The organism is Methylobacter arcticus, assembly GCF_050917435.1.
Classification (GTDB): domain Bacteria; phylum Pseudomonadota; class Gammaproteobacteria; order Methylococcales; family Methylomonadaceae; genus Methylobacter_A; species Methylobacter_A titanis.
In genome coordinates, this window is the sequence record NZ_CP159583.1 from 567,094 (window position 1) to 593,744 (window position 26,651).

The window sequence follows — 26,651 nt, forward strand, 5'->3', positions numbered from 1 at the left end:
TGGGCTGCGAATCCCCGCAGGATACGCGTAAATTTGTACAATAGGCCTGCCGATTAGAGCTTGAGCTGTCAGCACTTTTTCGGTATCGAACCTTTTGGATTTTAAGCGTTCCGGATCAGTTTGCGTGTTCAATTCTCCGGCTGAGCCATTGATCGATTCGTTGCAAAATTTCTTTTTGGCGTTTTGGTTCTGAAGGTGGATTCAACTCCGAAGTGCAATCCTAGTATTCATGCGGCTTCTTGCTCAGGTTGAGCAAAAAATACAGCATGAGGTGTTTTGTAATTGAGTGTTTTTCGTGGGCGATGATTAAGTTTGTACATTACAGCATCAACGTCATCATCGGTTATGTTCTCAAAACTACTATTTTTGGTAAAGTACTGCCTAATTAAACCATTGGTATTTTCGTTTAAGCCACGTTCTCAGGAACTATAGGGATGTGCAAAACAACAGGCTTCACCGGGAAATTATTTTCGGTGCGGGATATTCCGACTCGCGATTCGATTTTTGGCGCTGGCGAAAATAACCCGGATTTAAACAAAGTTGTCGATCAACTGGAGCAAGTATCCGGGGTCATTATTGTTACGCCTATTTACAAAGCCGCTTATTCCGGGGCGCTAAAAGCCTTATTGGATTTGCTGCCGCAACAGGCCTTTGCCGGTAAAGCCGTATTGCCAATCGCGACAGGCGGGTCCCAGAAACACTTGCTCGCGATTGCTTATGCGCTGAAACCGGTCTTGTCTGCTTTAGGTGCGATCCATGTTCTCAGCGGTTTATATGTCTCTGATGACTAGGTCAAAAAGAACGATTCCGGGCATCTGATACTGAATGACGATCTTGCATCACGGCTGGGCGCACAAGTTGATACGTTAGTGCATGAGGTCGGCCTGATTAGGACGCAGCAATCCTTATTGAGCAGGAAGGTTGCATGATCTGCAAAGCCCTATTTTCACAATATTTAATATTCATTTAACCTGGAAAATACGATGACCAAAAATAATTTTATGGCAAAATCTTGGGGTTTTGTTGCTTTACCCCTTTAAGCTTGTCGATTGTACTTATGAGTTGAATATAAGCTGGAAAACACCAAATCTTCCAGAAACCTTACGATCTCTGTCTCATCTTTATTTTCCCCAAAGTCAGTCAGCGACGGCAGATTATTCATAAAAAAATTCTGGAAATGCGCCATTTCAATAATGGTAGAGGCTAATGATTTTGGGTATTTATATTTGGGGTTACAGTCCAAAATCATGTTTCCGATAACAGCGCAAAGGTCTTTGTAGGGTTTAAACAGGTGATCCTTGTTATCCTCCGATACCCGTTTAGTCAGATAGGCTTTGGAGCCTTCTGTAATAATGATTTGATGAAGGATACTTTCATCGACATAACTGGTTCTAATATCGTCTTCCACTGTGGTAGCTAATAATTTAATGACCATTTTTAGCTTAACAACAGGATCTGTAATATTGTTAGTCTGAAAAGTCACCCGGTATTCGAGCCAGCTCCAATACCAGGCGGTAATATAGATCAGCAGGCGGTGCTTGTTTTCAAAATATCGGTAAATGCCGGCTTCGGTTGAGCCGATAGCTTCTGCCAGTTTTTTAAAGGTGAATGCTTCAAACCCGTTAAGGTGAATTAACTGAATGCTGTGCAGAATGATTTTTTTGCCCAGTTCGGATTGCTCCGGATCCCTGAGAAATAATTTTTCATTCATTTTAATTTGTAGCTGTATTTCCATGGCGCCCTGTTTTTTATCTGTAGTTAATGCATTTGACCCGATTGTTTTAGCAAGGGCTGCCGCATTTCATTGTAAAAATGATAACTGAAAGTATTGCAATTTGCAAAGATAGTGTTACTATCACTCACAAATAGTTTTGCTATTTTTCACCTTTATTCTAAAGGCATTCGATTATGGAAGTAAAAGATATGTTTCAAGAACTAAAAAGCGACCTGCCTGCAAGTATTGTGGTGTTTTTTTGTGGCCGTTCCTTTATGCCTTGGCATCCGGTGCGCCCTTGTTCTCCGGTATTATAGCGGGCATAGTCGGCGGTATTGCAGTGGGTATAACTAGCGGTTTGCCACTTGGGGGAGGCGGTCGAATAATCGTTAATGTTTTGATTCGGGGATTAGCAATATGAAAAACTCTTTACGGTTACATAGCAACAAGGATGAATCACCAGGTTTTTTGCGTGGTGCCCTCATGTGGCGGGGGTCAGTTACGCCACGTATTTTTCCCAGTCTGCTGTTAATGACTTGTTACTGTTTGTTAATAGTTGCATTGGATCAATACTGGCAGCCCTTGCCGCATCTTGCCGTGACTCCGTTTGAATATACCGGCGTGGTGCTCGGATTGGTTCTTGTATTTCGGACCAACGCAGGCCACGAACGCTGGTGGGAGGCCAGAAAATTATGGGGCGCTATTGTTAATCAGAGCAGAAATATTGCCATTGGGGCGATAAGTTACGGCGATATTTTGAATGTCAGCCCTCAACAGCCTCTGTGGACTAAAGACATAGTGAAATGGACGATTGCATTTCCTTTTGCAACTAAAGAATCCTTGCGCAATGGCAAGGACTTCGATGAGTTAATCGATTTACTGAACGAACAGGAGCTGGCTGCGTTGAAGTCTGCCGTACATATGCCGCTGTTTGTTGCCGGAAAAATAGCGGAACTATTGCAACAGGCACGACTTAGCCGTCATATCGATGGCTTTGTTTTTATGGGCATGGAAGGCCAACGGGTTTTGCTGATCGATCACATCGGTGCTTGCGAAAGAATCCTGAAAACGCCCATGCCCTTGGTTTATGCAATCAAAGCCAGGCGGTTCATTTTGATTTTCTTATTATTGTTGCCGTTTTCATTAATAGAAAATTTGGGCTTCAGTGCGGTATTTATTTTTTTTCTGGTCGCTTATTCATTGCTGTCTTTGGACAGAATTGGCATTGAACTACAAAACCCGTTTGTCACTAAAAATTTAAGCCACCTGCCTTTAGACACTATTTGCGACTCTATAAAGCTTCATTGTTCGGCATTGCTGGAACAGTCCCAACGCAGTGGAAACCATAACTTTCCTTGAGATCAAAAAATGAAAACACTAACCAAAGAAATGCAAGCCGCCATTACACCCGCAATGGCGTTGGACTTATTAAAAGAAGGCAATAAACGCTTTGTAAATAACCTCAAGGTGAACCGCAACCTTTTGCAACAGGCCAATGAAACCTCCGACGGACAACACCCGTTTGCGGTTATTTTAAGTTGCATTGATTCCCGTACCTCGGTTGAGTTGATCTTTGACCAGGGCTTAGGCGATGTATTCAGTGTCCGTATTGCCGGCAATGTCATTAACGAAGATATTCTCGGGAGCATGGAGTTTGGCTGCAAGGTGGCCGGTTCTAAAATAATAGTGGTGTTGGGTCATACCAAATGCGGAGCAATAAAAGGCGCTTGCGATCATGTAGAAATGGGCAACCTGACAGCGCTGTTAAGCAAGATACAGCCAGCGGTTTATGACGAAAAAACCGTCACAGAAAACCGTAATTCAGACAACAGTGAATTTGTCGAAAAAGTGGCCGCCATTAATATAAAAAGAACGGTACATGCCATTATGGAACGCAGCCCTATTTTAAAGGAAATGATTGAGACCGGTGTGTGTGGAATTATTGGCGGTAATCATGATCTTACAACGGGTGAAGTCAGTTTTTATGATGATACTTTGATTATTAACAAATAATCCAATCAACTATTTTTCAGTCGGAAACCAAATATGAATCCAGCAAGGCATTGGGTCGAAATGCTCACGGATACTATTCATCGATTTTTTATTTGGATAATTGTTGCTTCTTATTTTATCGCCGCCTTGCTACCGGGATTCGGTATCTGGATTCGTGAAGTTGAGCTGGGCAGCATCGTCTTTTTTCAAAATAAAATAGACTTATCCTTACCGCCACTGATGCTATCGTTGTTGTTATTCAATGCCGGTCTGGGGGTCAAGACCAAGGAACTCACCCAGCTGGCACATAAGCCGCTGTTGCTGTTAAGCGGTTTGGCGGGCAATTTGGTGACACCGTTAGCCTTCATTATTGGCATAAGTTTCATCATGAAGTTTTGGCATAATCCAGAAGAAGTCCAACATATTCTTGTCGGTCTCGCATTGGTTGCCTCCATGCCGATTGCCGGAGCGTCTACGGCATGGGCGCAGAACGCCAACGGCAATCTTGCCTTAAGTCTCGGCTTGGTATTGCTTACCACATTACTTAGTCCGCTACTCACACCGCTGGTTCTCCATGCTGTCGGCTTCGTGACTACAGGCGATTATTCTGAAGATTTACACGAAATCGCCGCCGATGGTGTGATAACGTTTCTGGGGATTTGGGTCATCCTGCCGTCGTTACTCGGCATTCTGGCGCATCGCCTCATCGGTGAGCATCGTCTTGCTGGGGCAAAATCTCATGTAAAACTCATAAACTACTGCATCCTGTTGTTGCTTAATTATTCCAACGCTTCTCTAAGCCTGCCCAAAGCATTGTCCCAGCCTGATGTCGATTTTCTAGCCGTCATGTTGATCATTGTCGTTATGCTGTGTATTGCTGCATTTGCTACCGGTTATCTGCTGGCGCGTATCTTCCGCGCAAATCGCAAAGACATGGCTTCGCTGATGTTTGGCCTTGGCATGAATAACAATGGCACTGGACTGGTGCTGGTCTCAGTCGCTTTAGCCGACCACCCGCAAGTCATGTTGCCAATTATTTTTTATAATCTCGTCCAGCATCTTACGGCTTCCTTCGTTGACTTTGCCCTGTTTCAGCGTGGAGCTAAATTGTATAAGCCCGCGTAGGCCATAGCTGTGTTTTTATTAAAGTGGGAGATTATCAACGTGACCACAAGCCGGATGGGGCATGTTGCCCCGTCCAAAACGTTTTGCGTTGGTTAAGTGCAACCTCTTTGCTTAGAAATCGCGAAAACGTTAAGAGCGGGGTTGCAAACCCCGCCCTGCCCACCACACTAACCGGTTACCGAACAGGACATGAGCGAGAAAACATTTCAACCAAACAATGAACCGTCGGCAAATAGCTATCGCAACCAACGGGTCGCCCTGCTCACCCAGCACGGCAAGGAAGCCGTGATAGCGCCTGTGTTGGCAGAGCTGCTGGGTTGCCGCGTGGAAAAAGTGGACGGGTTCGACACCGACCTTCTCGGCACCTTTACCCGCGACATCGCCCGTGAGGGAAGCCAGCTGGACGCAGCGCGGAAAAAGGCGCGCATCGGCATGGAACTGTCAGGGCTTTGCATCGGCATCGCCAGTGAGGGCGCATTCGGTCCGGACCCTTTGGCCTTCATGCTGCCAGGGAACATGGAGCTTTTGATCTGGATTGACGACCGGCTCGGCATCGAGGTTGTCGCAACCTCGTCCGGCAAGACCAATTTATCTCACTGTCTGGCCGAGAGTTGGGAGGAAGCCGAAGATTTCGCCCGATCGGCCGGATTTCCCGAACATTACTTGGTGGTTCGTCCGGTCGACGAAAATCACCCCGAACTCCGCAAAGGGCTGGCAGACTGGGCCGACTTAAAGGATGCGGTAATCTGGGCATTGGACTTGGCGCCGAACCGGCACGCTTTCATCGAGACCGACATGCGCGCGTTCGCCAATCCGACACGCCTTGAAAATATCCGGCTAGCTGCCGAGGACCTAGCGGGGCGCCTCGCTTCGCTCTGTCCAGCGTGCGGTGCGCCGGGATTTTCTCTGGCCGGACTGGTGCGTGGACTCCCCTGCGAGGATTGCGGTACGCCAACCCGCGAGGCAAAGGCAGATGTTCACCGCTGCGTTCGCTGTGAGCATCAGGTGCTGGTGGAGCGGGAGCGGGAATACGCCTCCGCTCGATATTGCGATTACTGCAATCCTTAAACTTACTGGAACGCCTCCTGCTTTTCATGCGGCATATCCCTATGCCGCACCCTTCGGGCGCGATGCGTGCAAATCGGCTGTCCTGCCGATTTGTGGCTACACATGAAACACCAAAGCTGTGTGTGCAAATTTATACCTTTTTAGGAGATTATGCGTGACTTCATATCATTTGACCCATCTGAAACAGCTTGAAGCGGAAAGCATCCATATCATCCGCGAGGTGGCTGCGGAGTTCGAGCGGCCGGTAATGCTCTATTCCGTCGGCAAGGATTCCGCCGTCATGCTGCAACTGGCGCTGAAGGCGTTCTTTCCCGGCAAGCCGCCGTTTCCGCTGCTGCATGTGGATACCACCTGGAAATTCCGCGAAATGATCGAATTCCGCGACCGGTTTGTGCGCGAACTGGGTCTGGAGCTGATCGTTCACATCAACGAGGAAGGCGTGAGGCAGGGAGTCAACCCCTTCACCTACGGCAGCAAGAAACACACCGACATCATGAAGACCGAGTCGCTCAAACAGGCGCTCAATAAATATCAGTTCGATGCCGCCTTCGGCGGCGCCCGCCGCGACGAGGAAAAATCCCGCGCCAAGGAGCGCGTTTATTCGTTTCGCGACCGGAACCACCGCTGGGATCCCAAGAACCAGCGCCCTGAACTGTGGAGTCTCTACAACGGCAGGATAGACAAGGGCGAGTCGATCCGTGTGTTTCCGCTGTCCAACTGGACCGAACTGGATATTTGGCAATATATCCATTTGGAAAACATTCCTATTCCAACGTTATATTTCGCCAAGGAACGTCCCGTTGTCCAGCGCGAAGGCACATGGATCATGGTCGATGACGAGCGCATGCCGCTGGAGCCTGGCGAGCAGCCTCAGATGAAAATGGTGCGTTTCCGTACCCTGGGTTGTTATCCGTTAACTGGTGCCGTCGAATCCACCGCCAGCACGTTGCCTGAAATCATCCAGGAAATGCTATTGGCAACCACCTCAGAACGGCAAGGTCGGCTCATCGATCACGACCAGACCGGTTCGATGGAAGATAAAAAGAAGGAGGGGTATTTTTGATGAAAAACATCCCTGTTTTTCACTCACCACATCCCTGTGCGTCCACAAATCAGCAGGATAGCTGGGTTTGCACGCGTCGCCCCCGAAGGGTGCGGCATAGGGATATGCCGCATCAAATCCTCACCCGGAGGATTTGTAATGGCTAAACGAATTCCCCAAGGTCTATTTGTAACCGGCACCGACACCAGCGTCGGCAAGACCCAGATTGCCGCAGCCTTGGCTCGCCTGCTCGCGGAACGGAAGCTGATCGTACGCCCCCGCAAACCGGTGGAATCCGGCTGTCGCCGGGAAGGCGGCTGTCTGGTGCCAGAGGACGCCAAATTGCTACAAGCTGCTGCTCGCACCGACGAGCCCTTGGAACTCGTCTGCCCTTATCCTATGGAACCGGCATTGTCGCCGGAACGGGCGGCAGCTTTGTCCGGTAAAATCTTGACTTTGGATGATGTGCAGGCGGCCTGCCTCGAAGGTGTGGCCGAAACCGACTTCCTGTTGGTGGAAGGCGCAGGGGGATTCTATTCCCCTCTGGCACCGGGTGCGCTCAACGCCGATCTGGCCGTGGCGCTGTCCTTGCCGGTGCTATTGGTGGCAGCGGACCGGCTAGGCTGCATCGGCCATACCCTGATGGCCGTGGAGGCGATCAATCGACGCGGTTTGGTTCTTGCGGGGGTGGTATTGAACCGGCTTGACCCCCACGGCGACCCGCTTATGGACAACGCAACAGACCTGTCCCAATGGCTGGGACAACCGATGATCGTGACCGACCGGTTCGATACGGGCACCGCTGGTCCCGGCTGGATGATGCTTTGTCCGGCGCTGGCAGCCCTGGCTGACCGGTTGGCGGCGTTCAACTCAAATTTAATGTCATAGAAGCTTCCATGAGTTTGAAAACCTTACAAATCTGTCTGGAACAGATTTGCATTTACCCGAAGAGCGTCAGGCAGGATAGCCTGACGTGAAACCCTGATTCGGCATTGAACGTTTACGAGGAATTGTAGCCATGATCCACGCCCGCTTATCCGATGCCGCCCAATGGTCTGGCGCGGAGCATCTTGGTCAGGATGCTGAATTTTCCGGAATCGCTATCGATTCGCGCAGGGTAAGCCCCGGCACCCTGTTTGTCGCGCTGAAAGGAGCGCATCACGATGGCCACGATTATCTTGATGAAGCGCATTCCCGTGGGGCTGTCGCCGCATTTGTCGCCAGGCCCATAACGGCGTCCTTGCCGCTCCTGGTCGCAGAGGACACGGTGCCGGCCCTGGGAAGGTTGGCGGCCGCTTGGCGGCGGCAGTTCCAATTGCCGGTGATCGCCGTGCTCGGCAGTAATGGCAAGACTACCGTCAAGGAACTGATTGCCGCGATTTTGCGGCAGCAAGAGGGCGATGCCGTACTGGCGACGCAGGGCAACCAGAACAATGCGCTTGGCGTACCGCTGACCTTGTTCCGCCTGGGGCCTTCGCATCGCGCCGCCATCCTTGAATTGGGCGCCAACGGGTATGGCGAGATCGCTACTCTCGGCGAAATGGCAAAGCCGGATATTGCGGTGATTACCAACGCCGGACTGGATCATCTGGCCGGATTCGGCGGGTGCGAGGGTGCCGCCCGCGCCAACGGCGAGGTATTTTCCGTAATGGCTGGCAATGGCATCGCGGTGCTGAACGGTGACGATGAATGCCTGCCAATCTGGCGGCAACAGGCGGGTGAGAGGCTGTGTATACACTTCGGATTCAAGTCAGGCGCGGATGTGCTGGGCAACTGGCAGCCCCGGTTCGACGGCGGTGATTTGATCATCGAGTCACTGTGGGGGCGGATCCAGACTCGTTTGCGCCTCATGGGTCGCCATAATGCCCTGAATGCCTTGGCGGCGGCAGCGGCCTGCCTGGTGCTGGACATTGAGCCGGAAGCGATTGCGGCGGGTTTGGCGGCCGTGCGGCCGGTAGCGGGGCGCTTACAGTCCCGGCCAGGCGCAGGCGGTGCGCATATCATCGACGATACCTATAACGCCAATCCCTCGTCGCTGGCGGCGGCATTGGACACATTGGCTACCATGCCGGGCAAAAAAATCCTGGTGCTGGGCGATATGGCTGAACTGGGCGATGACGCGGATACCTGGCACGACTGGGCCGGACAGGCTGCCCGAGCGGCAGGCGTTGTGGAGCTTTTTGCGGTGGGAAAGAGGGCACGCCTTGCCGCTGAAAGTTTTGGAGAAGGCGCTCAGCATCTGCCTGACGGCCAGGCCCTGGTTAAAGCCTTGCTTCCGCAGCTTCAGCTTGGCGTTAACGTTTTGGTCAAGGGCTCGCGTTGCATGGCGATGGAAAGTGTTGTCGAGGAACTTTTGCATCGTAGCCGCTAGCCGGTGCGCTGGAGCAAAGAAAGATCAGGCGAAAGGTAAAAGGCGAAGGGCGAAAAAACCTGAGCCTCAAATTAGGCCTCTCTTAGCCTTTAGCCCAATGCCGTTAAGTTAAGCGATTTAGTCCCTTCTCCCTTGAGGGAGAGGGAGAAGGTTAAGATGGGGGGGATAAACACTTGATTTTAATCTCCTCACCCGACCCTCTCCAGCAGGAGAGGGAGTTTTCTTTTTTAACTTAACGGCCTTGAACCTTGAACCTATATTGCGAGGAAAATGCCATGAAAAAATTTGAATTGCTGATAACATGGCTGACTGCTCACGCCAGCGCCCTGTATCGCTTTATTGGTAGTGTGACAGTCGGCATCATATTGTGCATCCCAACCTTGTTCCTGTTTGGCGATACCCTGCTGTCGCTGCTCGGACATGGTCTCACGGTGCTCGGACATGGTTTGCATTTGCTGTTTGAGGTTTTTGAATCGATAGCCGGACATTTCCTTGAGGAGGCTTTCCATCTGTCTAAGAAAGCGGCGGAAATTATCATTTTCTGGAGCAGCTTAGGCGTAGCCATTGGCTTATCGTGGACTCTTTCGCGCAAGGCGCATAGTGCCGCGCGACGCGCAGTCACCACCGTTCAGGAGCGACGGCTTGCAATGGCGGAATCGTCTAAAATCATGATCTGGATCCGGTTTGCGCTTATCATCAGTTCGCTAAGCGCGACACTTTATTTTTTCACCTAATGCCTGGTAGTCGGTTACTTTTATAATTTCTGGTAACGTTTTTCAATTTATCGCGTAATTATTCATCACCATCAGAAGAAAGGCACAAGGCTAAAGGCGAAGGGCGAAAAAAACCAATCTTATAAGACGAACCGACCTTTGGCCTTGTGTCTTTAACCCTTAACCTTGCACCTAAACAACTATCATTTATATGCCTGTCTCCACCGACAATAAGCTTAACCCGCAACGTAAGCAAGCCATGCAGACACTGCTCGGTTTTTTGCTGGGGTTGTTAGAATTACAGACGAAAACTGCCAAGTCATTGGATCGCCTTACGCGACTGGATTTTGTTGATGAGCTGGATAATCTGTCCGATATCGGCGAAAACATTGGCTTGCGCATGGATCGCGCGGCATTGACTGCCAGCGCTGCGGCGGAGACATCCGCCGCACAGACACCGCTGGTGACGCGTCTTGAAGGCGGGCGCGGCTGGCTGGTATTGTACGGATTTCGTGCCGGCCGGGTGCGTGTGGCGCTGGTGCAGGGCGAGGTGATTGAAAAACGTCTGCTCAAGCCCGAAGGCGTAAGGGAACTGCTGGGCTTGCCCGATGGCCATTTGGGAGACTGGTTGCTGGTGCAAGCCAAGGCGCCGCTTAGCTGTGCAGTCAGTCATGATCATCATGCGCATTTGCCGCCGTTACGTCGACTCATCGAACTGATGCGTGCCGACCATGCCGACCTGTGGCTGGTACTGGGACTGGCGTTGGGTTCCGGTTTACTGGCGTTAGCCTCGCCGGTGGCGGTGCAGGCCCTGGTGAACACGGTGGCAATGAGCGGCATGGGGCAACCTTTGCTGGTGCTGTCGACTATCTTGTTCTTCTTCTTAACGTTCGCCGGTGCGGTGCATGTGCTTCAGTCATACCTGGTGGAAATTGTGCAGCGGAGGATCTTTGTGCGCCTGGCGACGGATTTGGCTTACCGCCTGCCCAGGGTACATAGCGATGCCTACGAGCATCACCATGGCCCGGAACTGGTCAACCGCTTCTTCGACGTGCTGACGGTGCAGAAGGCTGGTTCGTCCTTGCTTCTGGATGGCTTGAGCACAGTGGTACAGACTTTAGTCGGCCTGATCGTGCTGGCTTTCTATCATCCTTTCCTGCTGGCTTTCGACGTGGTGTTGGTGCTGGCGATCTTTTTCATCATATTCGTGCTGGGACGCGGTGGCGTCGCCACCGCCATCCAGGAATCGTTATCCAAGTACGCTTTGGTCGCCTGGCTGGAAATCATCGCCGGCAACATACAGACCTTCAAATTCAACGGCGGGCCGGAACTCGCCGCCAAGCGCATCGATGCGCTCGCACTCGCCTATCTGGACGCGAAGCGCACCCATTATCAGATATTGCTGCGCCAGATCGTCGGTTCGGTGACCTTGTATGCGATAGCCCAAACGGCCTTGCTCGCCATCGGCGGTTACCTGGTCATCGAGGGCCATCTGACCCTCGGGCAATTGGTGGCCGCCGAATTGATCGTGTCGGCGGCCCTGGTCTCGCTGGTCAAGTTCGGCAAGCATCTGGAAGGTTACTATGACCTGATGGCCGGCGCCGACAAGATCGGCCATCTGCTGGATTTGCCGCTGGAGCGCGAGTATGGCATTGCGCCCGTCATGGCCGGTCCGGTCTCGCTTGCGGTAAAGGGCTTGTCCTTCGGTTTCGGCGCGAAACAGCCGGTATTTTCCAACCTCACAATACTGGTTCAGCCTGGCGAGAAGGTCGCCGTGTCCGGCGGCCACGGCAGCGGCAAAAGTACGTTGGCGGCGCTTTTATGCGGCTTGCGCCAACCGGGAAAGGGGCATATCGAAATAAACGGCGTCGATCTGGGCAACTTGCGCCTGGAGGCCTTGCGCAACCGGATTGCCGTGGTCGGCCGCATAGAAATCGTCGAGGACAGTCTCTTCGAAAACGTTCGCCTCGGCCGAGCAGAACTTGGGCTGGACGAGGTGGAGCAGGCGCTGGATGCGGTCGGCCTGATGGGAGGAACCGCCGGTCTACCGGAGGATGGCCTGGATACCGACCTTAGTCCCAGCGGCGCACCGCTATCCGCCACTCAAGCGCAACTGTTGATGCTCGCACGGGCCATTGCCGGACGCCCCGCCTTATTGATTGTGGACAGTCTTCTCGACGAGATTGACGAAGCAACGCGCGAGCGCATCGCTCCGGCGCTGTTTGCCGTCGACGCACCCTGGACCCTGCTGGTGCTGACCGGCTCGCCGAACGTCGCCGCTCTGTGCGGACGGGTGGTGGAACTGCGAGGAGTTGACACCCGTGCCTGAACTACATGCTCGCCTTTCCGCCCTCTCCAGCGCACACACACCGCGCCTGATCAGCACACTGGCGAGAGCCTGCATGTGGCTGTTCTTGGCTACGCCGCCGGCTTTGCTGCTGACGCCGTGGCAACAAACCATCAACGGCACTGGACGGGTCACAGCCTTTGCTCCCCTCGAACGACAGCAGACCGTGGAAGCGCCGGTTTCTGGGCGCATTGTGCAATGGCAGGCGCGTGAGGGCGCCAAGGTCAAGGCCGGCGAGGTGTTGATGGAAATAGCCGATGTCGATCCCGAACAGTTAGAACGCCTGCGTCGGCAGACTGACGCCGCCATCGCCAAACTGGCGGCCAAGGAAGAAGAATTGCGCGCCTACCGGCTGCAAATCGACAATCTGACCACCACCCGGGATTTGCAGGCCGCCACCGCTCAGTACCGGCTGGATGTCGCCCGCCAGCGCGCACTTTCAGCCGGCGAGGCGATAGCTTCAGCGCGGGCGACCCTGGATGCGGCAGCCGTTCAGACCGGGCGCTTGCAACGGTTGCTGGGTGACGGCCTGGTGTCGAAGCGTGACTTCGAGGTCGCCGAGCGTGACGGCATTGTCGCCCGGCGCAGCCTGAACAGCGCCCAGGCGGCGCTGGATGGAGCGCTGGCCGAACAGCGTGCCGCCGAAACGGAGATCGGCCGCATCCGCGCCGATGCCCAGGCGCGCATTGACTCCGCCAGCGCTTCGGCCAACAAGACCATAAGCGAACTGGAAGACAGCCGGAGCAGCTTACTCAAGAGTGAGATTGACCTGTCGCGCCAACAATCGCAAGTGGTGAAAGCGCCACGCGATGGCAGTATCTTGCGCCTTGTGGCCAATCCGCAGAGCGACATCGTCAAACAGGGGGATCCTTTGCTGGTTCTGGTGCCGGATCCGGACCTTAAGGCCGTGGAACTGTGGGTGGATGGCAACGATGCGTGGCTCATCATGCCAGGTCGCCATGTACGCATGCAATTCGAGGGCTGGCCGGCCATGCAATTCCAAGGTTGGTCGGAACTGGCGGTGGGCACTTTCGGCGGCACCGTCGCCTTCGTGGATGCCACCAACAATGACAAGGGCAAGTTCCGTGTGCTCATCGTCCCGGACCCAACCGACCGCCCTTGGCCGTCGGAGCGCTTCCTGCGTCAGGGCACGCGCGTCCAGGGCTGGGTATTGTTGAACCGGGTCACGATGGGCTATGAACTCTGGCGTCAGTTGAATGCCTTCCCGCCGGAAATAACGGAAGAAAAACCGGCAACTGACCCGATCCGCCAAAAGTTGAAATAACCCATGATGAAACAATTTCCGCCTTACCGCCTAGTCCGGGCCGCATGGCTTTTAGCCTCATTGTTAACGGGTTGCAGCTATTACTTTGACACTGCGCCCGACCGACACTTGGCTCGGCGGGTTGAAGAGCGCATGCAAAAAGGGGAAGGCTTGCCGGTGGAGCAGCTCTCGAAACCTCCACAGTTAAGCGTCGAGCAGGCCCTGCCCAAGTTCAGGGAAGGCCGCCTTCAGACCGGCCGCGCTTTGCCGTCTGCAAAGCCTGGCCTGAGTGGAGCCGAAGGGCCTGTCCCGAGCAAAGTTGAAGAGCCGGATAGTCCGCCTCCGCCCGAAGCCAGCAAACAGCTATCCATTGCTAGCGCGCGTATGCTGGCGCTGGAGAATAATCTGGACTTGAAGATCGCCCTGGTCGACCCGAAGATCGCGGCCACTGCGGTCAGCCAGGAACAAGCCAAGTTCGACGACCTGATCTTCGCCCGCGCAAAATATTCCTCCAAACATTTGCCGCCCGATATCACCGAGATAGACAAATTTGTTGCAGCGGATCCCAACTCGCCTCTTGCCGGACAAGAGGCTCTGCGCGTTGATTCGGAGCAGAAAAAAGAATTTCTGGATTTCGATGCAGGTATCTCCATTCCGCTACGCACCGGCGGGAAGATTACGCTGATCGCCCCGCTCGATGAAAAGTCCGTAAGAAAAAAAGGTCTCCAGGCGGAACAGTATGGCGCCGCGCTACGCTTCTCCATCAGCCAGCCCCTGCTGCGCGATGGGGGGATCGACACCAACGTCGCCGGTATCCGCATCGCCCGTTACGAGCAACAGGCCGTGGATGTGAGAACCCGGTTGCAGACGATTCGTGTGCTGGCCACCGTCGAACGCAGCTATTGGGGGCTTTATATCGTCTGGGGAGAGCTGGATGTACGCCGTCAGCAATACGAGAACGCGGCGGACAATCTGGCGATGGTGAAAAAGCGCGTGGCGGAAGGACTGACTGCAGCTGTGGAGATCAACCGTGCCGAGATTGGCGTGGCCGAGCGGCTGGAAGCGCTGATTATTGCAGAAACTACGCTTAAGATCAGACAGCGTCAGCTCAAGTTATTGCTGAACGATCCCGGCCTGGATTTGGACTCCCCCACGGTCTTGATCCCGGAGACTACGCCAACCCTGGTCGAATTCAAATTCGACCGCAAACAACTGGTGCAACATGCGCTGGAGGGACGGCTGGATCTGCTGGAGCTGGAACTGAAGCTTGCCGCCGACCTGACCAAGATTGATTATTTAAGCAACCAAACACTGCCGATGTTCATGCTCGACTATAGCTATGCGTCGCCGGGACGGGATACATCATCCTATGGCGGCGCTTTAGGCCAGACGATCAGTGGCAACTTTTCCGACTGGTCGGTGGGTATGCGCATGGAAATTCCGCTCACCAACGAATTGCGTAAAGCGCAGTTGGATCGGGCGGTACAGGACCGCATGCAGCGCCTCACCACCCAGCAACTGAGGGAGCTCAGCGTGCGTCGGGAAATTTATGACGCGCTGGATCAGCTGGAGCAGAACTGGCAACGCATTCTCGCCGCGCGGCAGAATGTCTTGCTCGCCGGGCTAAACTACGACGCCGAACTGAAACAGTTTCGCGAGGGGCTCAGAACCATGACCGAGGTGCTGGAAACCCTCACCCGCCTCGGCGAGGCGCAACTGCGCGAAGTGCGCGCCATCGGCGACTATCAGGTGTCCATGATCGACCTCGCTTTCGCCACCGGCACCCTTTTAGGCCATAGCCGGGTGGATTTGGGTATGCGTATGATTGCCGACTGATATAACAAAACCAATCCGATTAATCTTTGGCTTGGCTGTTGCGTTAAGGAATGAAAAATTAATAGGCGGAAATAAGGATTATCCGTTTTGTAGGGCGACTTCAGTCGCCCAGTGATTTTAGCCACGACGTCGGGTTAGCATAGCAGCTCGACATTTGCGGCACGAATGCACGCTGTGCGTATCTTTTCGGCTATCCGGTTTTGACAGGCAATTGCGCCGATTGGGTTTGAGCCGATACATTACACCTAACAATGGAGATACACCGTAATGCCACTGGTTAATGATTTATTCAATAGTGATTTTTTTATAGAAGTAGCTGACTTACTGGCAATCGCCATAGTAGTAGCAATTTCAGGTGCATTGATTTGGTTAGCCGCGAGGCGTTGTTTTTATAAACGTCGCCCACCGCGCCTGTTCGAGGCAAGCTTGCGGCATACACGCCATCCTAGGCGACTTGTTGACAGCTCTGCACAGGACAATACGGCATCCTATCCAGATGCAGTAACCAGACCTGCCTGGCATACACTGTCAGCAGAAGAAGCACTCCATGAATTGGCCTCTGATCATGGCACCGGCTTAAGCCAAACAGCTGCCGCAGATCGATTACACCGTTACGGCCCCAACCGGCTGACCGAGAAGCCGCCGCACCCTGCCTGGCATTTGCTGCTATCCCAGTTCAAGAGTTTTCTTATTCTGGTGTTGATTGCTGCGGCCATCCTGGCTGCCGCTATCGGTGATTTAAAAGATGGCATAGTGATTCTGGTGGTAGTCGTCATTAACGGCCTATTGGGATTTTATCAGGAATTTCAGGCCGAAAAATCGCTGGCTGCGCTAAAAAAGATGCTTGCGTTGCGGGCCCAGGTACGCCGGGACGGTAGTAATGTTGAACTGTCTGCCGACCAGCTGGTGCCGGGGGATATTGTCATCCTCGAAGCAGGCAGCAAAATACCCGCAGATGGCCGCATAATATCGGCTCATACCCTGGAAGTCGATGAATCCTCGCTGACTGGTGAGTCGATACCCGTAGCCAAGCAGAAACAGGCGTTTACGATGGCATCCCCGCCTCTCGCCGAACGTAGCAACATGCTTTATATGAACAATGCCGTCACCCGTGGCCGTGCTGAAATGGTGGTGACTGCCACCGGCATGGAAACCGAAATCGGCAAACTGGCGAACCTGTTAACGCAAACAGAAGACGGATCCACGCCGCTGCAAATTCAGCTCGACAGCCTGGGTAAACGCATGGCGCTGATTGCGCTGGCGGTCATTGTCGTTTTGTTTGTCAGCGCCCTGTGGCGCGGAGAACCGCTGATCCAGACGGCTTTTACCGCCATCGCCCTGGCCGTGGCTGCCATCCCCGAAGGCTTGCCGGCGGTGGTCACGGTAACGCTTGCGTTGGGAATGCACCGTATGGCGCGTCAGCGGGCCATCGTCAAACGTCTGGCCGCCGTGGAAACGCTGGGCTGTACCACGGTGATCTGCACCGACAAGACCGGCACCTTGACGGTTAACCAAATGACTGCGCGGTCAATCTTCTATAAAGGCCAAAGCTATAGCGTTAGCGGCGAAGGTTATGACATTGCCGGTGAAATTTTGCCAAACACTTCGACTAGGGATCTGTCGGATTTATTGTTGCCGCTGGCTTTGTGCAATAACAGCCATTTGCAAGGGAAGCAGGTAGTGGGCGACCCGATGGAAGGCGCATTACTGGTGCTTGCCGTTAAAGGCGGTATCGACAAGGAGCAGGCAAACAGCCAACTACCCCGAATTGCCGAAATCCCTTTTGATGCCGAGCATAAATTCATGGCGACATTTCATCGTCATGGCGACGGGATCAAGGTGTTCATTAAAGGCGCACCGGAAGTATTGCTTAATAGGTGTCAATCGGTTGTCGATAACAATGGAAGCCCTGTCCCCATTCAGCAAGACACGCTGTTGACACAAAACGAAATCATGGCCGGCACCGGTCTGCGGGTACTGGGAGTGGCAGTGCGAACGCTGCCCGCCGAAACAATTCAGCTTGATGGCGATCTGTTCCAATACATCGAGGAACTTACCTTTGTCGCGCTGGTAGGTTTAATGGATCCGCCAAGAGCCGAAGCCCGCGAGGCCATCAAGCTCTGCCAGCAGGCCGGCATTGCAGTCAAGATGATCACCGGCGACCAGAAGGTGACCGCTAAGGCGATTGCCAAGGAGCTCGGTTTGCTGGGTGAAGTCATTGAAGGCAAGGAATTGGCTGCTTTGGATGATCGCGCTCTGGCCGCACGCATCAACGCCATCGCCGTCTTCGCCCGCACTGCGCCCGAACAGAAAGTCAGGATTGTAAAAGCCCTGAAAGCCGACGGCCACATAGTTGCGATGACAGGCGACGGCGTCAACGATGCCCCAGCCCTGAAGAGCGCCGATATCGGCATCGCCATGGGCATCACCGGCACCGATGTCGCCCAAGAAGCGGCAACGATGATACTGACCGATGACAATTTCGCCACCATCGTCACGGCGGTCAAGGAAGGGCGAGGGATTTACGACAACATGGTCAAATTTATCCGTTTTCAGCTTTCCACCAATATCGGCGCTATCATGACGGTGGCCGGCGCACCGCTGCTGGGCATGCCGGTGCCCTTTACCGCAGTGCAATTGCTGTGGATTAACATCATCATGGACGGCACGCCGGCTATGGCGCTGGGCGTTGATCCCGTCCGCACCGGCAGCATGGACGAAGCTCCGCGCGACCCTAAAGCGCGGATACTGTCATTGCGGCGCTTCGGCAATCTTCTCAGCTACGGATTGACCATGTCTATCGGTACTTTGGGGATTTTATATTACGGCTTACAGGCGGAGGGTGTGTATGCCGCAAGCCTGCCGGGCGGGGGGAATGCGGCGCATGCTACAACGCTGGCTTTCACTACTTTCGTGCTGTTTCAAGTGTTCAATGTTTTTAATGCCCGGGCTGAAAAAGGCACCGCTTTCAACCGGCATTTCTGCTCCAACAGAATGCTCTGGGTGGCTATTTTCGGGGTGATTTCATTGCAGGTACTGGTTATTCACTGGCCGCCTGCGCAAGCCATCTTCCATACCACAACATTGACGCAGACGGATTGGCTGATTGCGACCGGCGTTGCCGCGTTTGTACTCATCCTTGAGGAATTGCGCAAATTTTTGTGGCTGCTATTGCGTTGGAGTTTTAAAAAATAGCCAGTTACAAGTAAGCCGGAGCAAGTTCGGAGTACAGGCTTCGCCTGTTTGCAAGCGAAGCTTGCACTCCGCATACCGTAGCCTATTAACACTGTACCGTCTTAAGCGGGTAGCCAAATAGTCGACCCAATGCTAAGGCGATTTTCTAAGCACACCCCATCAAAAACCAGGAGACAAAATGAAACAAATCAGTAAAACATTTTAAAAGGCTTATTCGCTATTGTAGCCCTTACGGTCCCCCTTTATTTGCTGTATTGGCTGGCGGCGACTGCAGAAAATGCTATCAGGCCTTATTAAAGTCCGCACACTTTTACCTTGAACCTTGAACCTTGAACCTAATTTATGTCCCACCAATCCGATTTAATCAGCACTGACATCAACGCCTATCTGGCCCAACACGAACGCAAGGAACTGTTGCGCTTTTTAACCTGCGGTAACGTTGACGACGGTAAAAGCACGTTGATTGGCCGCCTACTGCACGACTCGAAAATGATTTACGAAGACCAGCTGGCGGCGGTGCAAGCCGACAGCGTTAAATCCGGTACCACCGGCGCCGGCAAGATCGATCTGGCGCTGTTGGTCGACGGTTTGCAGGCCGAGCGCGAGCAAGGCATCACCATCGACGTGGCCTACCGCTATTTCTCGACGTCGACCCGCAAATTCATCATCGCCGACACGCCGGGACACGAGCAATACACCCGCAACATGGCCACTGGCGCGTCGACCTGCGATTTGGCGGTGGTTTTGATCGACGCCCGCTACGGCGTGCAAACCCAGACTAAACGGCACAGCTTTATCGTCTCGTTGCTGGGTATCAAGCACGTCATCGTCGCCATCAACAAAATGGATCTGGTTAGCTATAGCGAAGAGACTTTCAACAAAATCAAAGTCGACTATCTGGCGTTTGTGAAGACATTGGATTTACACGACATTCATTTCATTCCGATGTCGGCGCTGGATGGCGACAACGTCGTCAACCCCAGCGCCAATATGCCCTGGTTTACCGGCAAGCCGATGATGGGGCTGCTCAACAGCATCGCAATCGCCGGCGACCACAATTTCGTTGACGCCCGTTTCCCGGTGCAATACGTCAACCGTCCCAACCTGGATTTTCGCGGCTTTTGCGGCACGGTAGCTTCCGGCGTGTTCCATAAAGGCGACATTATTACTGCATTGCCGTCCGGCAAATCCAGCAAAATCAAAGCTATCGTCACCTACGATGGCGAGTTGGAGCAGGCATCCGCCGCTATGGCTGCGACCTTGACGCTGGAAGACGAAATCGACATCAGCCGAGGCGATTTGATTATCGGCAAGCAAGCCAATACGCCGACTGTGGCCGATAAATTCAAGGCCACTATAGTCTGGATGACCGAGCAAGCAATGATGCCGGGCCGGCAATATGTGATTAAGCTGGCAACCCGCAGCGTTTCCGGCTCGGTATCGATGATTCATCATCGCATCGATGTCAATACGCTGGAACACCACGACGCCAACGAGCTGAAGCTCAACGAAATCGGCTCCTGCACCGTCGTTGTCAATGCACCGGTGGTGTTCGATCCGTACCAACGCAACAAAGCCACCGGCTCGTTCATCGTCATCGACCGACTGACCAACGCCACCGTCGGCGCCGGCATGATCACTGGCGACGCCAGCGCCGAAGACTGGTCGCCGGTCACAGCCGAAGAACGCGCTACCCGCTTCGGCCAGACCGCCTCTATCATCCTCTTGAGCGGCGGCAACGCCAAACAGACGGCTTATCGTCTGGAGCGCAAACTGTTCGATACCGGTCATGCTGTAACGGTTTTGGAGCATGCCGGCGACGAATTGGCGCTTGCGATCAAAAACGCCGGTCTGCTCTGCCTGTGTCTGGGTCACAAGCCTTCTGCCGCCGATCTGGCGTTTGATTGCGATCAATATAAAGCCGATGACATATACGGCACACTGGTGAATCGTGGAACAGTTTTTTAATTAATTAGCTATGCCGAAAGCAGTAAGGCCAAAGGCGAAAAAATCTCACATTAACATTGAGGCCACCCTTTAGTCTTTAGCCTTGCACCTTTATTTTTATTGCAAACAGATAATTTATGTCGATTCAACCCAGAAAACAAACGCAACAAGTATTAGTCGGTAACGTCAAGGTTGGCGGTGGTGCGCCGATTGTCGTGCAGTCGATGACCAACACGGACACCGCCGATGTGGCGGCAAGCGTGCAGCAGATCATCGAGTTATCGACTGCCGGCTCAGAAATAGTTCGAGTCACGGTCAACACCGAAGAAGCGGCCAAAGCCGTACCGGAGATCGTCAACCGGCTCGAACAAAAAGGCTTTTCAGTGCCGATCGTCGGTGACTTCCACTTCAACGGGCACAAGTTACTGGAAAAATACCCGGACTGCGCGCAGGCGCTGGCCAAATATCGCATCAATCCGGGTAACGTCGGCAAAGGCAAGGCCCGCGATCCACAATTTCAGCAAATGATCGAATTTGCCTGCCGCTACGACAAACCGGTGCGCATCGGCGTCAACGGCGGCAGTCTCGATCAAATGGTCTTGACCCGATTGTTGGACGAAAATCGGCAATTGGCCAAGCCAAGAGATTTGTCGGCAGTAACGCGGGAAGCCATTATCCTATCGGCGCTGGAAAGCGCCGCCAAGGCCCGGGAATTGGGTTTGGGCAAAAACAAAATCACCCTGTCCTGCAAAATCAGCAACGTGCAGGAATTGATCAGCATTTATGAAGATTTGTCTAGCCGTTGCGATTATGCCCTGCATTTGGGGCTTACCGAAGCGGGCATGGGTTCGAAAGGCATGGTGGCTTCGGCAGCGGCCCTTGGCGTATTGATGCAACAAGGTATCGGCGATACGATTCGCGTCTCGTTGACCCCTGAACCCGGCGCGTCGCGTACCCGGGAAGTCATCGTCGCCCAGGAAATCCTGCAAACCATGGGTTTCCGTTCGTTTACGCCGATGGTCATCGCCTGTCCGGGCTGCGGCCGCACCACCAGCGACTATTTCCAGAGGCTGGCGCAAGACATTCAGGGTTATCTGCGCGATCAAATGCCGGTCTGGAAGGATAAATATAAAGGCGTGGAAACCATGGAAGTGGCGGTGATGGGTTGCGTGGTCAATGGCCCCGGCGAAAGCAAAAACGCCAACATTGGCATTAGTCTGCCCGGCAGCGGCGAATCACCGGTGGCGCCGGTATTCGAGGACGGCGTCAAAACCGTCACCCTGAAAGGCGACAAAATCGCCGAAGAATTCCAGGCTTTGGTCGAACGTTATATCGAGTCGCATTACGGTGCGCATTGAAGCAGCGCACTATTTTTATCCATGATCGTTGACAACAATTATCGCTCAAAGCTAGCTTTGAACTCCGAAACAACAGTGCATCGCAAAGCCGACGTTGAACTCCATACCGGAGTACAAGGCTCGCCTTGTACGTGTAACACGCCGGGTTTTCCCGGCAATAGTTTCTCAAGCCCTCGAGGTTCACCATGCCGCAATACCGTTCCCGCACTACCACCCAGGGCCGCAACATGGCCGGTGCACGCGCACTGTGGCGTGCCACCGGCATGAAGGATGAGGATTTTTCCAAGCCGATCATTGCCATTGCCAACTCCTTCACTCAGTTCGTGCCGGGCCACGTCCATCTCAAGGACATGGGTCAACTCGTCGCCAGGGAAATTGAACAAGCCGGCGGCGTGGCCAAGGAATTCAATACCATCGCCGTGGACGACGGCATCGCCATGGGCCACGCCGGCATGCTGTATTCACTGCCCAGCCGCGATCTGATCGCCGACAGTGTGGAATACATGGTCAATGCCCACTGTGCCGATGCGCTGGTGTGCATATCCAACTGCGACAAGATCACCCCAGGCATGCTGATGGCTGCCCTGCGTCTCAACATCCCCGCCATTTTTGTCTCTGGCGGGCCGATGGAGGCGGGCAAGCTGAACTGGAACGGCGAAACCCGTGCGCTGGATTTGGTCGACGCCATGGTGGCAGCCGCCGATGACAGCATCAGCGACGAACAGGTCGCCGCAGTGGAGCGCTCCGCCTGTCCGACCTGCGGTTCCTGCTCCGGCATGTTCACAGCCAACTCCATGAACTGCCTGACCGAAGCGCTGGGATTGTCATTACCGGGTAACGGCAGCCTCGTCGCCACACATGCGGATAGAAAACAGCTGTTTCTGCGTGCGGGTCGTATCATCGTAGAGCTGACCAAACGTTATTATGGACAGGACGACAGCTCTGTCCTGCCGCGCTCCATCGCCAGCTTCGATGCATTCCAGAACGCCATGAGCCTGGATGTGGCGATGGGCGGCTCCACCAACACCGTGCTACATCTGCTGGCCGCGGCCCATGAGGCGGGGGTGGATTTCACCATGAGCGACATCGATGCCATTTCCCGCCGCGTGCCATGTTTGAGCAAGGTCGCTCCGGCCACGCAGAAATACCACATGGAAGATGTCCATCGCGCCGGTGGCGTGATGGGCCTTCTGGGCGAACTGGATCGCGCCGGCGTGATCAACCGCGATGTGCCGACTGTGCATGCGCCTAGCATGGCTGCCGCACTCGAGCAGTGGGATATTCAGCGCACCAGCGATGAGGCGGTGAAAGATTTCTACCGTGCCGCGCCCGGCGGCATCCCGACCACCATCGCCTTCTCGCAATCCATGCGCTACCCGACGTTGGACGACAACCGCGCCGAGGGCTGCATCCGTGATAAAGCGAACGCCTATTCACAAGATGGCGGCCTCGCCGTGCTCTACGGCAACATCGCGCTGGAGGGCTGTATCGTCAAGACCGCCGGCGTGGACGACAGCATCCTCAAATTCATCGGCCGCGCTCGAATTTTCGAAAGCCAGGACGCTGCCGTGGCCGGCATTCTGAACGACGAAATCGTCGCCGGCGACGTAGTGGTTATCCGTTACGAAGGGCCAAAGGGCGGTCCCGGTATGCAGGAAATGCTTTACCCCACCAGCTATCTCAAATCCCAGGGTCTGGGCAAAGCCTGCGCACTGCTGACGGACGGACGATTCTCCGGCGGCACATCGGGCCTATCTATCGGCCATGCCTCGCCCGAAGCAGCCGAAGGCGGCGCGATTGGCTTGGTGGAAGAAGGCGATACCATCGAGATCGATATCCCCAACCGTCGTATTCACTTGGCAGTGGCGGATGAAGAGCTGGAGCGGCGCCGAGCGGCCATGGAAAACCGCGGCGCACAGGCCTGGCGGCCGGTCAAGCGCGAACGACATGTGTCCCCGGCACTGAGAGCTTATGCGGCCATGACCACGTCGGCCGCCAAAGGTGCCGTGAGAGACGTTTCCCAAGTTGAGCGCAACTAAGTTGAAGATTTCGGATAGATTAATGGTTCGGTTTTTGAATTCTCAAACAGGCTTCGGCGGTAAGTCATGAATAATCAAACGATTGTGCAACGCGATTTGAAGGTGCTCTGGCATCCTTGCAGCCAGATGAAGGATCATGAATCAGTGCCGTTGATCCCCATCAAATCCGGCCGGGGTGTCTGGTTGCAAGATTTCGAGGGCAAGCGTTATCTGGATGCGATCAGTTCTTGGTGGGTGAATCTTTTTGGGCATGCCAATCCGGTTATCAATCAGGCGGTCAAGCAACAGCTCGATACTCTGGAACACGTGATTCTCGGCGGTTTCACGCATGAAGCAGCGCTGACATTAGCCGAAAAACTGGTTGAAATCACGCCGCCGGGACTGGATAAATGCTTCTATGCCGATAACGGTTCGTCAGCCGTCGAAGTGGCGCTGAAGATGAGCTTTCACTATTGGCGCAATCTCGGTAAAACTCAAAAAACTCAATTCATTACGCTGGAAAACAGTTTCCACGGCGAAACACTTGGCGCACTGGCGGTCGGCAATGTTGCGCTGTACAAGGAAACCTATGCGCCGCTGCTGATGGATGTCATCACGGTACCCGGTCCGGATTGCTACTATCGTGAAAACGGCGAAACTTGGCAAGATTATTCAATTCGCCGTTTCTCGGATATGGAGCGAGCTCTGGCGAAACACGCCGATTCGGTATGTGCGGTGATCGTCGAGCCGCTGGTGCAATGCGCCGGCAGCATGCGCATGTATCACCCTGTCTATCTGACCCTGCTGCGCGAGGCTTGCGACCGATACGGCGTACATCTGATCGCCGACGAGATAGCGGTTGGTTTTGGTCGCACCGGCACCTTGTTCGCCTGCGAACAGGCGGCCATCAGCCCGGATTTCATCTGTCTGTCCAAAGGACTGACCGGCGGCTATCTGCCATTGTCGGCGGTGTTGACCAGCGACACGGTTTATCGGGCGTTTTACGACGATTACCAAAACCTCACCGCGTTTTTGCACTCGCACAGCTACACCGGCAATGCGCTGGGTTGCCGGGCGGCACTGGCAACTATCGGCCTGTTTCAGCAGCAGGATGTACTCGGCAACAATCGCCGGTTGGCGGCTGTCATGGCCAAAGCAGTCGAACGCTTCCGGGATCATCCCAACGTTGCCGAGGTTCGGCAAACCGGCATGATCGTCGCCATTGAGCTGGTCAAAAACAAACAAACGCGTGAAGCTTACCCGTGGCAGCAACGGCGAGGCTTGAGGGTCTATCAGTATGCGCTCGATCGTGGCGTGTTGCTGCGGCCATTGGCAATGTCATCTATTTCATGCCGCCCTATGTGATCACGGAACAGGAGATCGCACTGATGATCGAAGTTGCCTGGCAAGGCATTCAATACGCGGTGCGCGACTGATGTGCGTTTTGCCTTGCGACGGATCGCGTCTCGGCATCGCTTCTTCGGCAGTGTCGAACGGATTGACTTCACCGTTGGCGGGGGCTGATAAATTGGCAATACCGCAAGGTTTCGGCTTGCCGGGGGGCGAATATCAAAAACTGCTGAATTCGCATACCAAACTGGTGTCGTTCACGCAGGTTTCCAACGCACTGGGCACGGTGACGCCCGCTCGGGAAATGATCGAGATGGCGCATCGGGTCGGTGCGCGGGTGCTGCTGGACGGCGCTCAGTCGGTTTCGCATTTGCGCGTCGATGTACAGGCGCTGGATTGCGACTGGTTCGTGTTTTCCGGGCATAAAATATTCGGCCCGACCGGTATCGGCGTGTTGTACGGCAAAGCGGAATTACTGGAAGCCATGCCGCCATGGCAAGGCGGCGGTAATATGATAGAAGATGTGACCTTTGAAAAAATCGTCTATCAACCCGCTCCCGCCCGCTTTGAAGCAGGCACCGGCAATATCGCCGATGCGGTAGGACTGGGCGCTGCATTGGAGTACCTGCTGAAAATCGGTATCGACAATATCGCCCGTTACGAGCACGAGTTGCTGGTGTATGCGATGGATGCGTTAAGAAGCATATCCGGCTTGCGTTTGATCGGCACGGCTGCTGCAAAAACCAGCGTATTGTCGTTTGTACTGGAAGGACACAGCAACCAGGATATTGGCGTCGCATTAAACCGCGCCGGTATTGCGGTGCGCACCGGCCATCACTGCGCTCAACCCATCTTGCGTCGTTTCGGCCTGGAAAGCACCGTGCGTCCGTCACTGGCGTTTTACAATACCCATGAGGAAGTCGATCTGTTGGTTAAAACAGTGAGACGGATTCAGAGCGGCAAGGATTTTTAGCGGTAAGGGATTTTTGTAGGAGGAACTTTAAGCGAAGCTCCTCTTACTGAGCAATGCTTGTTACTTAACGTAGGGCGTGCCGCGCGCGCCTTTTCCATTTAGGGTTAAATTGATACTTAACTTCCTTCTGGCGCGCGCGGCACGCCCTACTCCGTTGCTTTGAAGGAACATTTCGGCGTCAGTTACTTTTATTCACCACGAAGGACACGAAGTTTATGTTTTTTCTTCGCGCCTTCGTGGTGAATAACCTGCCGTGACACACAGCCCCACGAAGATTCGTCATAATTTATCTGTATAACACTATAGATACGATTCCAGAAAAACGAATACCTGCACCG

19 protein-coding genes and 2 pseudogenes are annotated in these 26,651 nt (G+C 54.0%); 19 read left to right on the forward strand and 2 right to left on the reverse strand.

The window, feature by feature from the left end; all coding sequences use genetic code 11:
* Window positions 1-227 precede the first annotated feature (227 nt).
* Window positions 228-419: pseudogene (locus tag ABXJ76_RS02830) on the reverse strand (transposase); the annotation flags it as partial.
* Window positions 420-434: 15 nt separating this feature from the next.
* Here ABXJ76_RS02830 and ABXJ76_RS02835 point away from each other — a divergent pair.
* On the forward strand, window positions 435-791 hold the full coding sequence (locus tag ABXJ76_RS02835; protein WP_432743904.1) for an NAD(P)H-dependent oxidoreductase: 357 nt from the start codon (window positions 435-437) through the stop codon (window positions 789-791).
* 245 nt (window positions 792-1,036) lie between these two features.
* On the opposite strand, the gene ABXJ76_RS02840 is transcribed toward ABXJ76_RS02835, so the two are convergent.
* On the reverse strand, window positions 1,037-1,711 hold the full coding sequence (locus ABXJ76_RS02840; RefSeq protein ID WP_432743905.1) for a TetR/AcrR family transcriptional regulator: 675 nt from the start codon (window positions 1,709-1,711) through the stop codon (window positions 1,037-1,039).
* 197 nt (window positions 1,712-1,908) lie between these two features.
* Here ABXJ76_RS02840 and ABXJ76_RS02845 point away from each other — a divergent pair, with 197 nt between their 5' ends.
* The 18 genes and pseudogenes from ABXJ76_RS02845 (at window position 1,909) to ABXJ76_RS02930 (ending at window position 26,313) form a co-directional block, all read left to right on the forward strand.
* Window positions 1,909-2,031 carry a hypothetical protein gene (locus ABXJ76_RS02845; RefSeq protein ID WP_432743906.1) on the forward strand — a complete coding sequence of 41 codons (123 nt, stop codon included), beginning with the start codon at window positions 1,909-1,911 and terminating at the stop codon, window positions 2,029-2,031.
* Between the two features lie 100 nt (window positions 2,032-2,131).
* Window positions 2,132-3,073: a bestrophin family protein gene (locus ABXJ76_RS02850; protein WP_432743908.1), complete on the forward strand. Its 942-nt coding sequence runs from the start codon at window positions 2,132-2,134 to the stop codon at window positions 3,071-3,073.
* A gap of 9 nt (window positions 3,074-3,082) precedes the next feature.
* Window positions 3,083-3,727 (forward strand): carbonic anhydrase family protein, encoded by a 645-nt coding sequence (locus ABXJ76_RS02855; RefSeq protein WP_432743910.1) that lies wholly within the window; start codon window positions 3,083-3,085, stop codon window positions 3,725-3,727.
* A 33-nt stretch (window positions 3,728-3,760) separates the two neighbouring features.
* Window positions 3,761-4,831 carry a bile acid:sodium symporter family protein gene (locus tag ABXJ76_RS02860; protein ID WP_432743912.1) on the forward strand — a complete coding sequence of 357 codons (1,071 nt, stop codon included), beginning with the start codon at window positions 3,761-3,763 and terminating at the stop codon, window positions 4,829-4,831.
* Between the two features lie 189 nt (window positions 4,832-5,020).
* Window positions 5,021-5,899, forward strand: a complete 879-nt coding sequence (locus tag ABXJ76_RS02865) for a DUF6671 family protein (protein ID WP_432743914.1) — start codon at window positions 5,021-5,023, stop codon at window positions 5,897-5,899.
* Between the two features lie 154 nt (window positions 5,900-6,053).
* The gene (gene cysD / locus ABXJ76_RS02870; protein WP_432743916.1) at window positions 6,054-6,962 is read left to right on the forward strand and encodes a sulfate adenylyltransferase subunit CysD; all 909 of its coding nucleotides are present in this window, start codon (window positions 6,054-6,056) and stop codon (window positions 6,960-6,962) included.
* Between the two features lie 138 nt (window positions 6,963-7,100).
* Window positions 7,101-7,829: a dethiobiotin synthase gene (bioD, locus tag ABXJ76_RS02875; RefSeq protein ID WP_432743918.1), complete on the forward strand. Its 729-nt coding sequence runs from the start codon at window positions 7,101-7,103 to the stop codon at window positions 7,827-7,829.
* A gap of 130 nt (window positions 7,830-7,959) precedes the next feature.
* Entirely contained in the window at window positions 7,960-9,312 is a 1,353-nt protein-coding gene (locus tag ABXJ76_RS02880) for a UDP-N-acetylmuramoyl-tripeptide--D-alanyl-D-alanine ligase (RefSeq protein ID WP_432743920.1), read from the forward strand.
* A gap of 275 nt (window positions 9,313-9,587) precedes the next feature.
* Complete coding sequence (locus tag ABXJ76_RS02885) at window positions 9,588-10,046, forward strand: hypothetical protein (protein WP_432743922.1); 459 nt, start codon at window positions 9,588-9,590, stop codon at window positions 10,044-10,046.
* 190 nt (window positions 10,047-10,236) lie between these two features.
* Window positions 10,237-12,354, forward strand: coding sequence for a peptidase domain-containing ABC transporter (locus tag ABXJ76_RS02890; RefSeq protein WP_432743924.1), 2,118 nt, complete (start codon window positions 10,237-10,239; stop codon window positions 12,352-12,354).
* Entirely contained in the window at window positions 12,347-13,657 is a 1,311-nt protein-coding gene (locus ABXJ76_RS02895; RefSeq protein ID WP_432743926.1) for an HlyD family secretion protein, read from the forward strand. Before ABXJ76_RS02890 ends, ABXJ76_RS02895 begins: the two co-directional genes overlap by 8 nt.
* Before the next feature lie 3 nt (window positions 13,658-13,660).
* Window positions 13,661-15,472 (forward strand): TolC family protein, encoded by a 1,812-nt coding sequence (locus ABXJ76_RS02900; RefSeq protein WP_432743928.1) that lies wholly within the window; start codon window positions 13,661-13,663, stop codon window positions 15,470-15,472.
* Window positions 15,473-15,739: 267 nt separating this feature from the next.
* A complete protein-coding gene (locus ABXJ76_RS02905; protein ID WP_432743930.1) occupies window positions 15,740-18,667 on the forward strand; it encodes a calcium-translocating P-type ATPase, PMCA-type in 2,928 nt (975 codons plus the stop codon).
* 342 nt (window positions 18,668-19,009) lie between these two features.
* Entirely contained in the window at window positions 19,010-20,635 is a 1,626-nt protein-coding gene (cysN, locus tag ABXJ76_RS02910; protein ID WP_432743931.1) for a sulfate adenylyltransferase subunit CysN, read from the forward strand.
* A gap of 116 nt (window positions 20,636-20,751) precedes the next feature.
* On the forward strand, window positions 20,752-21,972 hold the full coding sequence (ispG, locus tag ABXJ76_RS02915) for a flavodoxin-dependent (E)-4-hydroxy-3-methylbut-2-enyl-diphosphate synthase (protein ID WP_432743933.1): 1,221 nt from the start codon (window positions 20,752-20,754) through the stop codon (window positions 21,970-21,972).
* 185 nt (window positions 21,973-22,157) lie between these two features.
* Window positions 22,158-24,011: a dihydroxy-acid dehydratase gene (gene ilvD, locus ABXJ76_RS02920; RefSeq protein WP_432743935.1), complete on the forward strand. Its 1,854-nt coding sequence runs from the start codon at window positions 22,158-22,160 to the stop codon at window positions 24,009-24,011.
* A gap of 66 nt (window positions 24,012-24,077) precedes the next feature.
* Window positions 24,078-25,426: pseudogene (locus tag ABXJ76_RS02925) on the forward strand (adenosylmethionine--8-amino-7-oxononanoate transaminase).
* Window positions 25,426-26,313 carry an aminotransferase class V-fold PLP-dependent enzyme gene (locus ABXJ76_RS02930; protein WP_432743937.1) on the forward strand — a complete coding sequence of 296 codons (888 nt, stop codon included), beginning with the start codon at window positions 25,426-25,428 and terminating at the stop codon, window positions 26,311-26,313. Before ABXJ76_RS02925 ends, ABXJ76_RS02930 begins: the two are co-directional and overlap by 1 nt.
* Window positions 26,314-26,651: the final 338 nt, after the last annotated feature.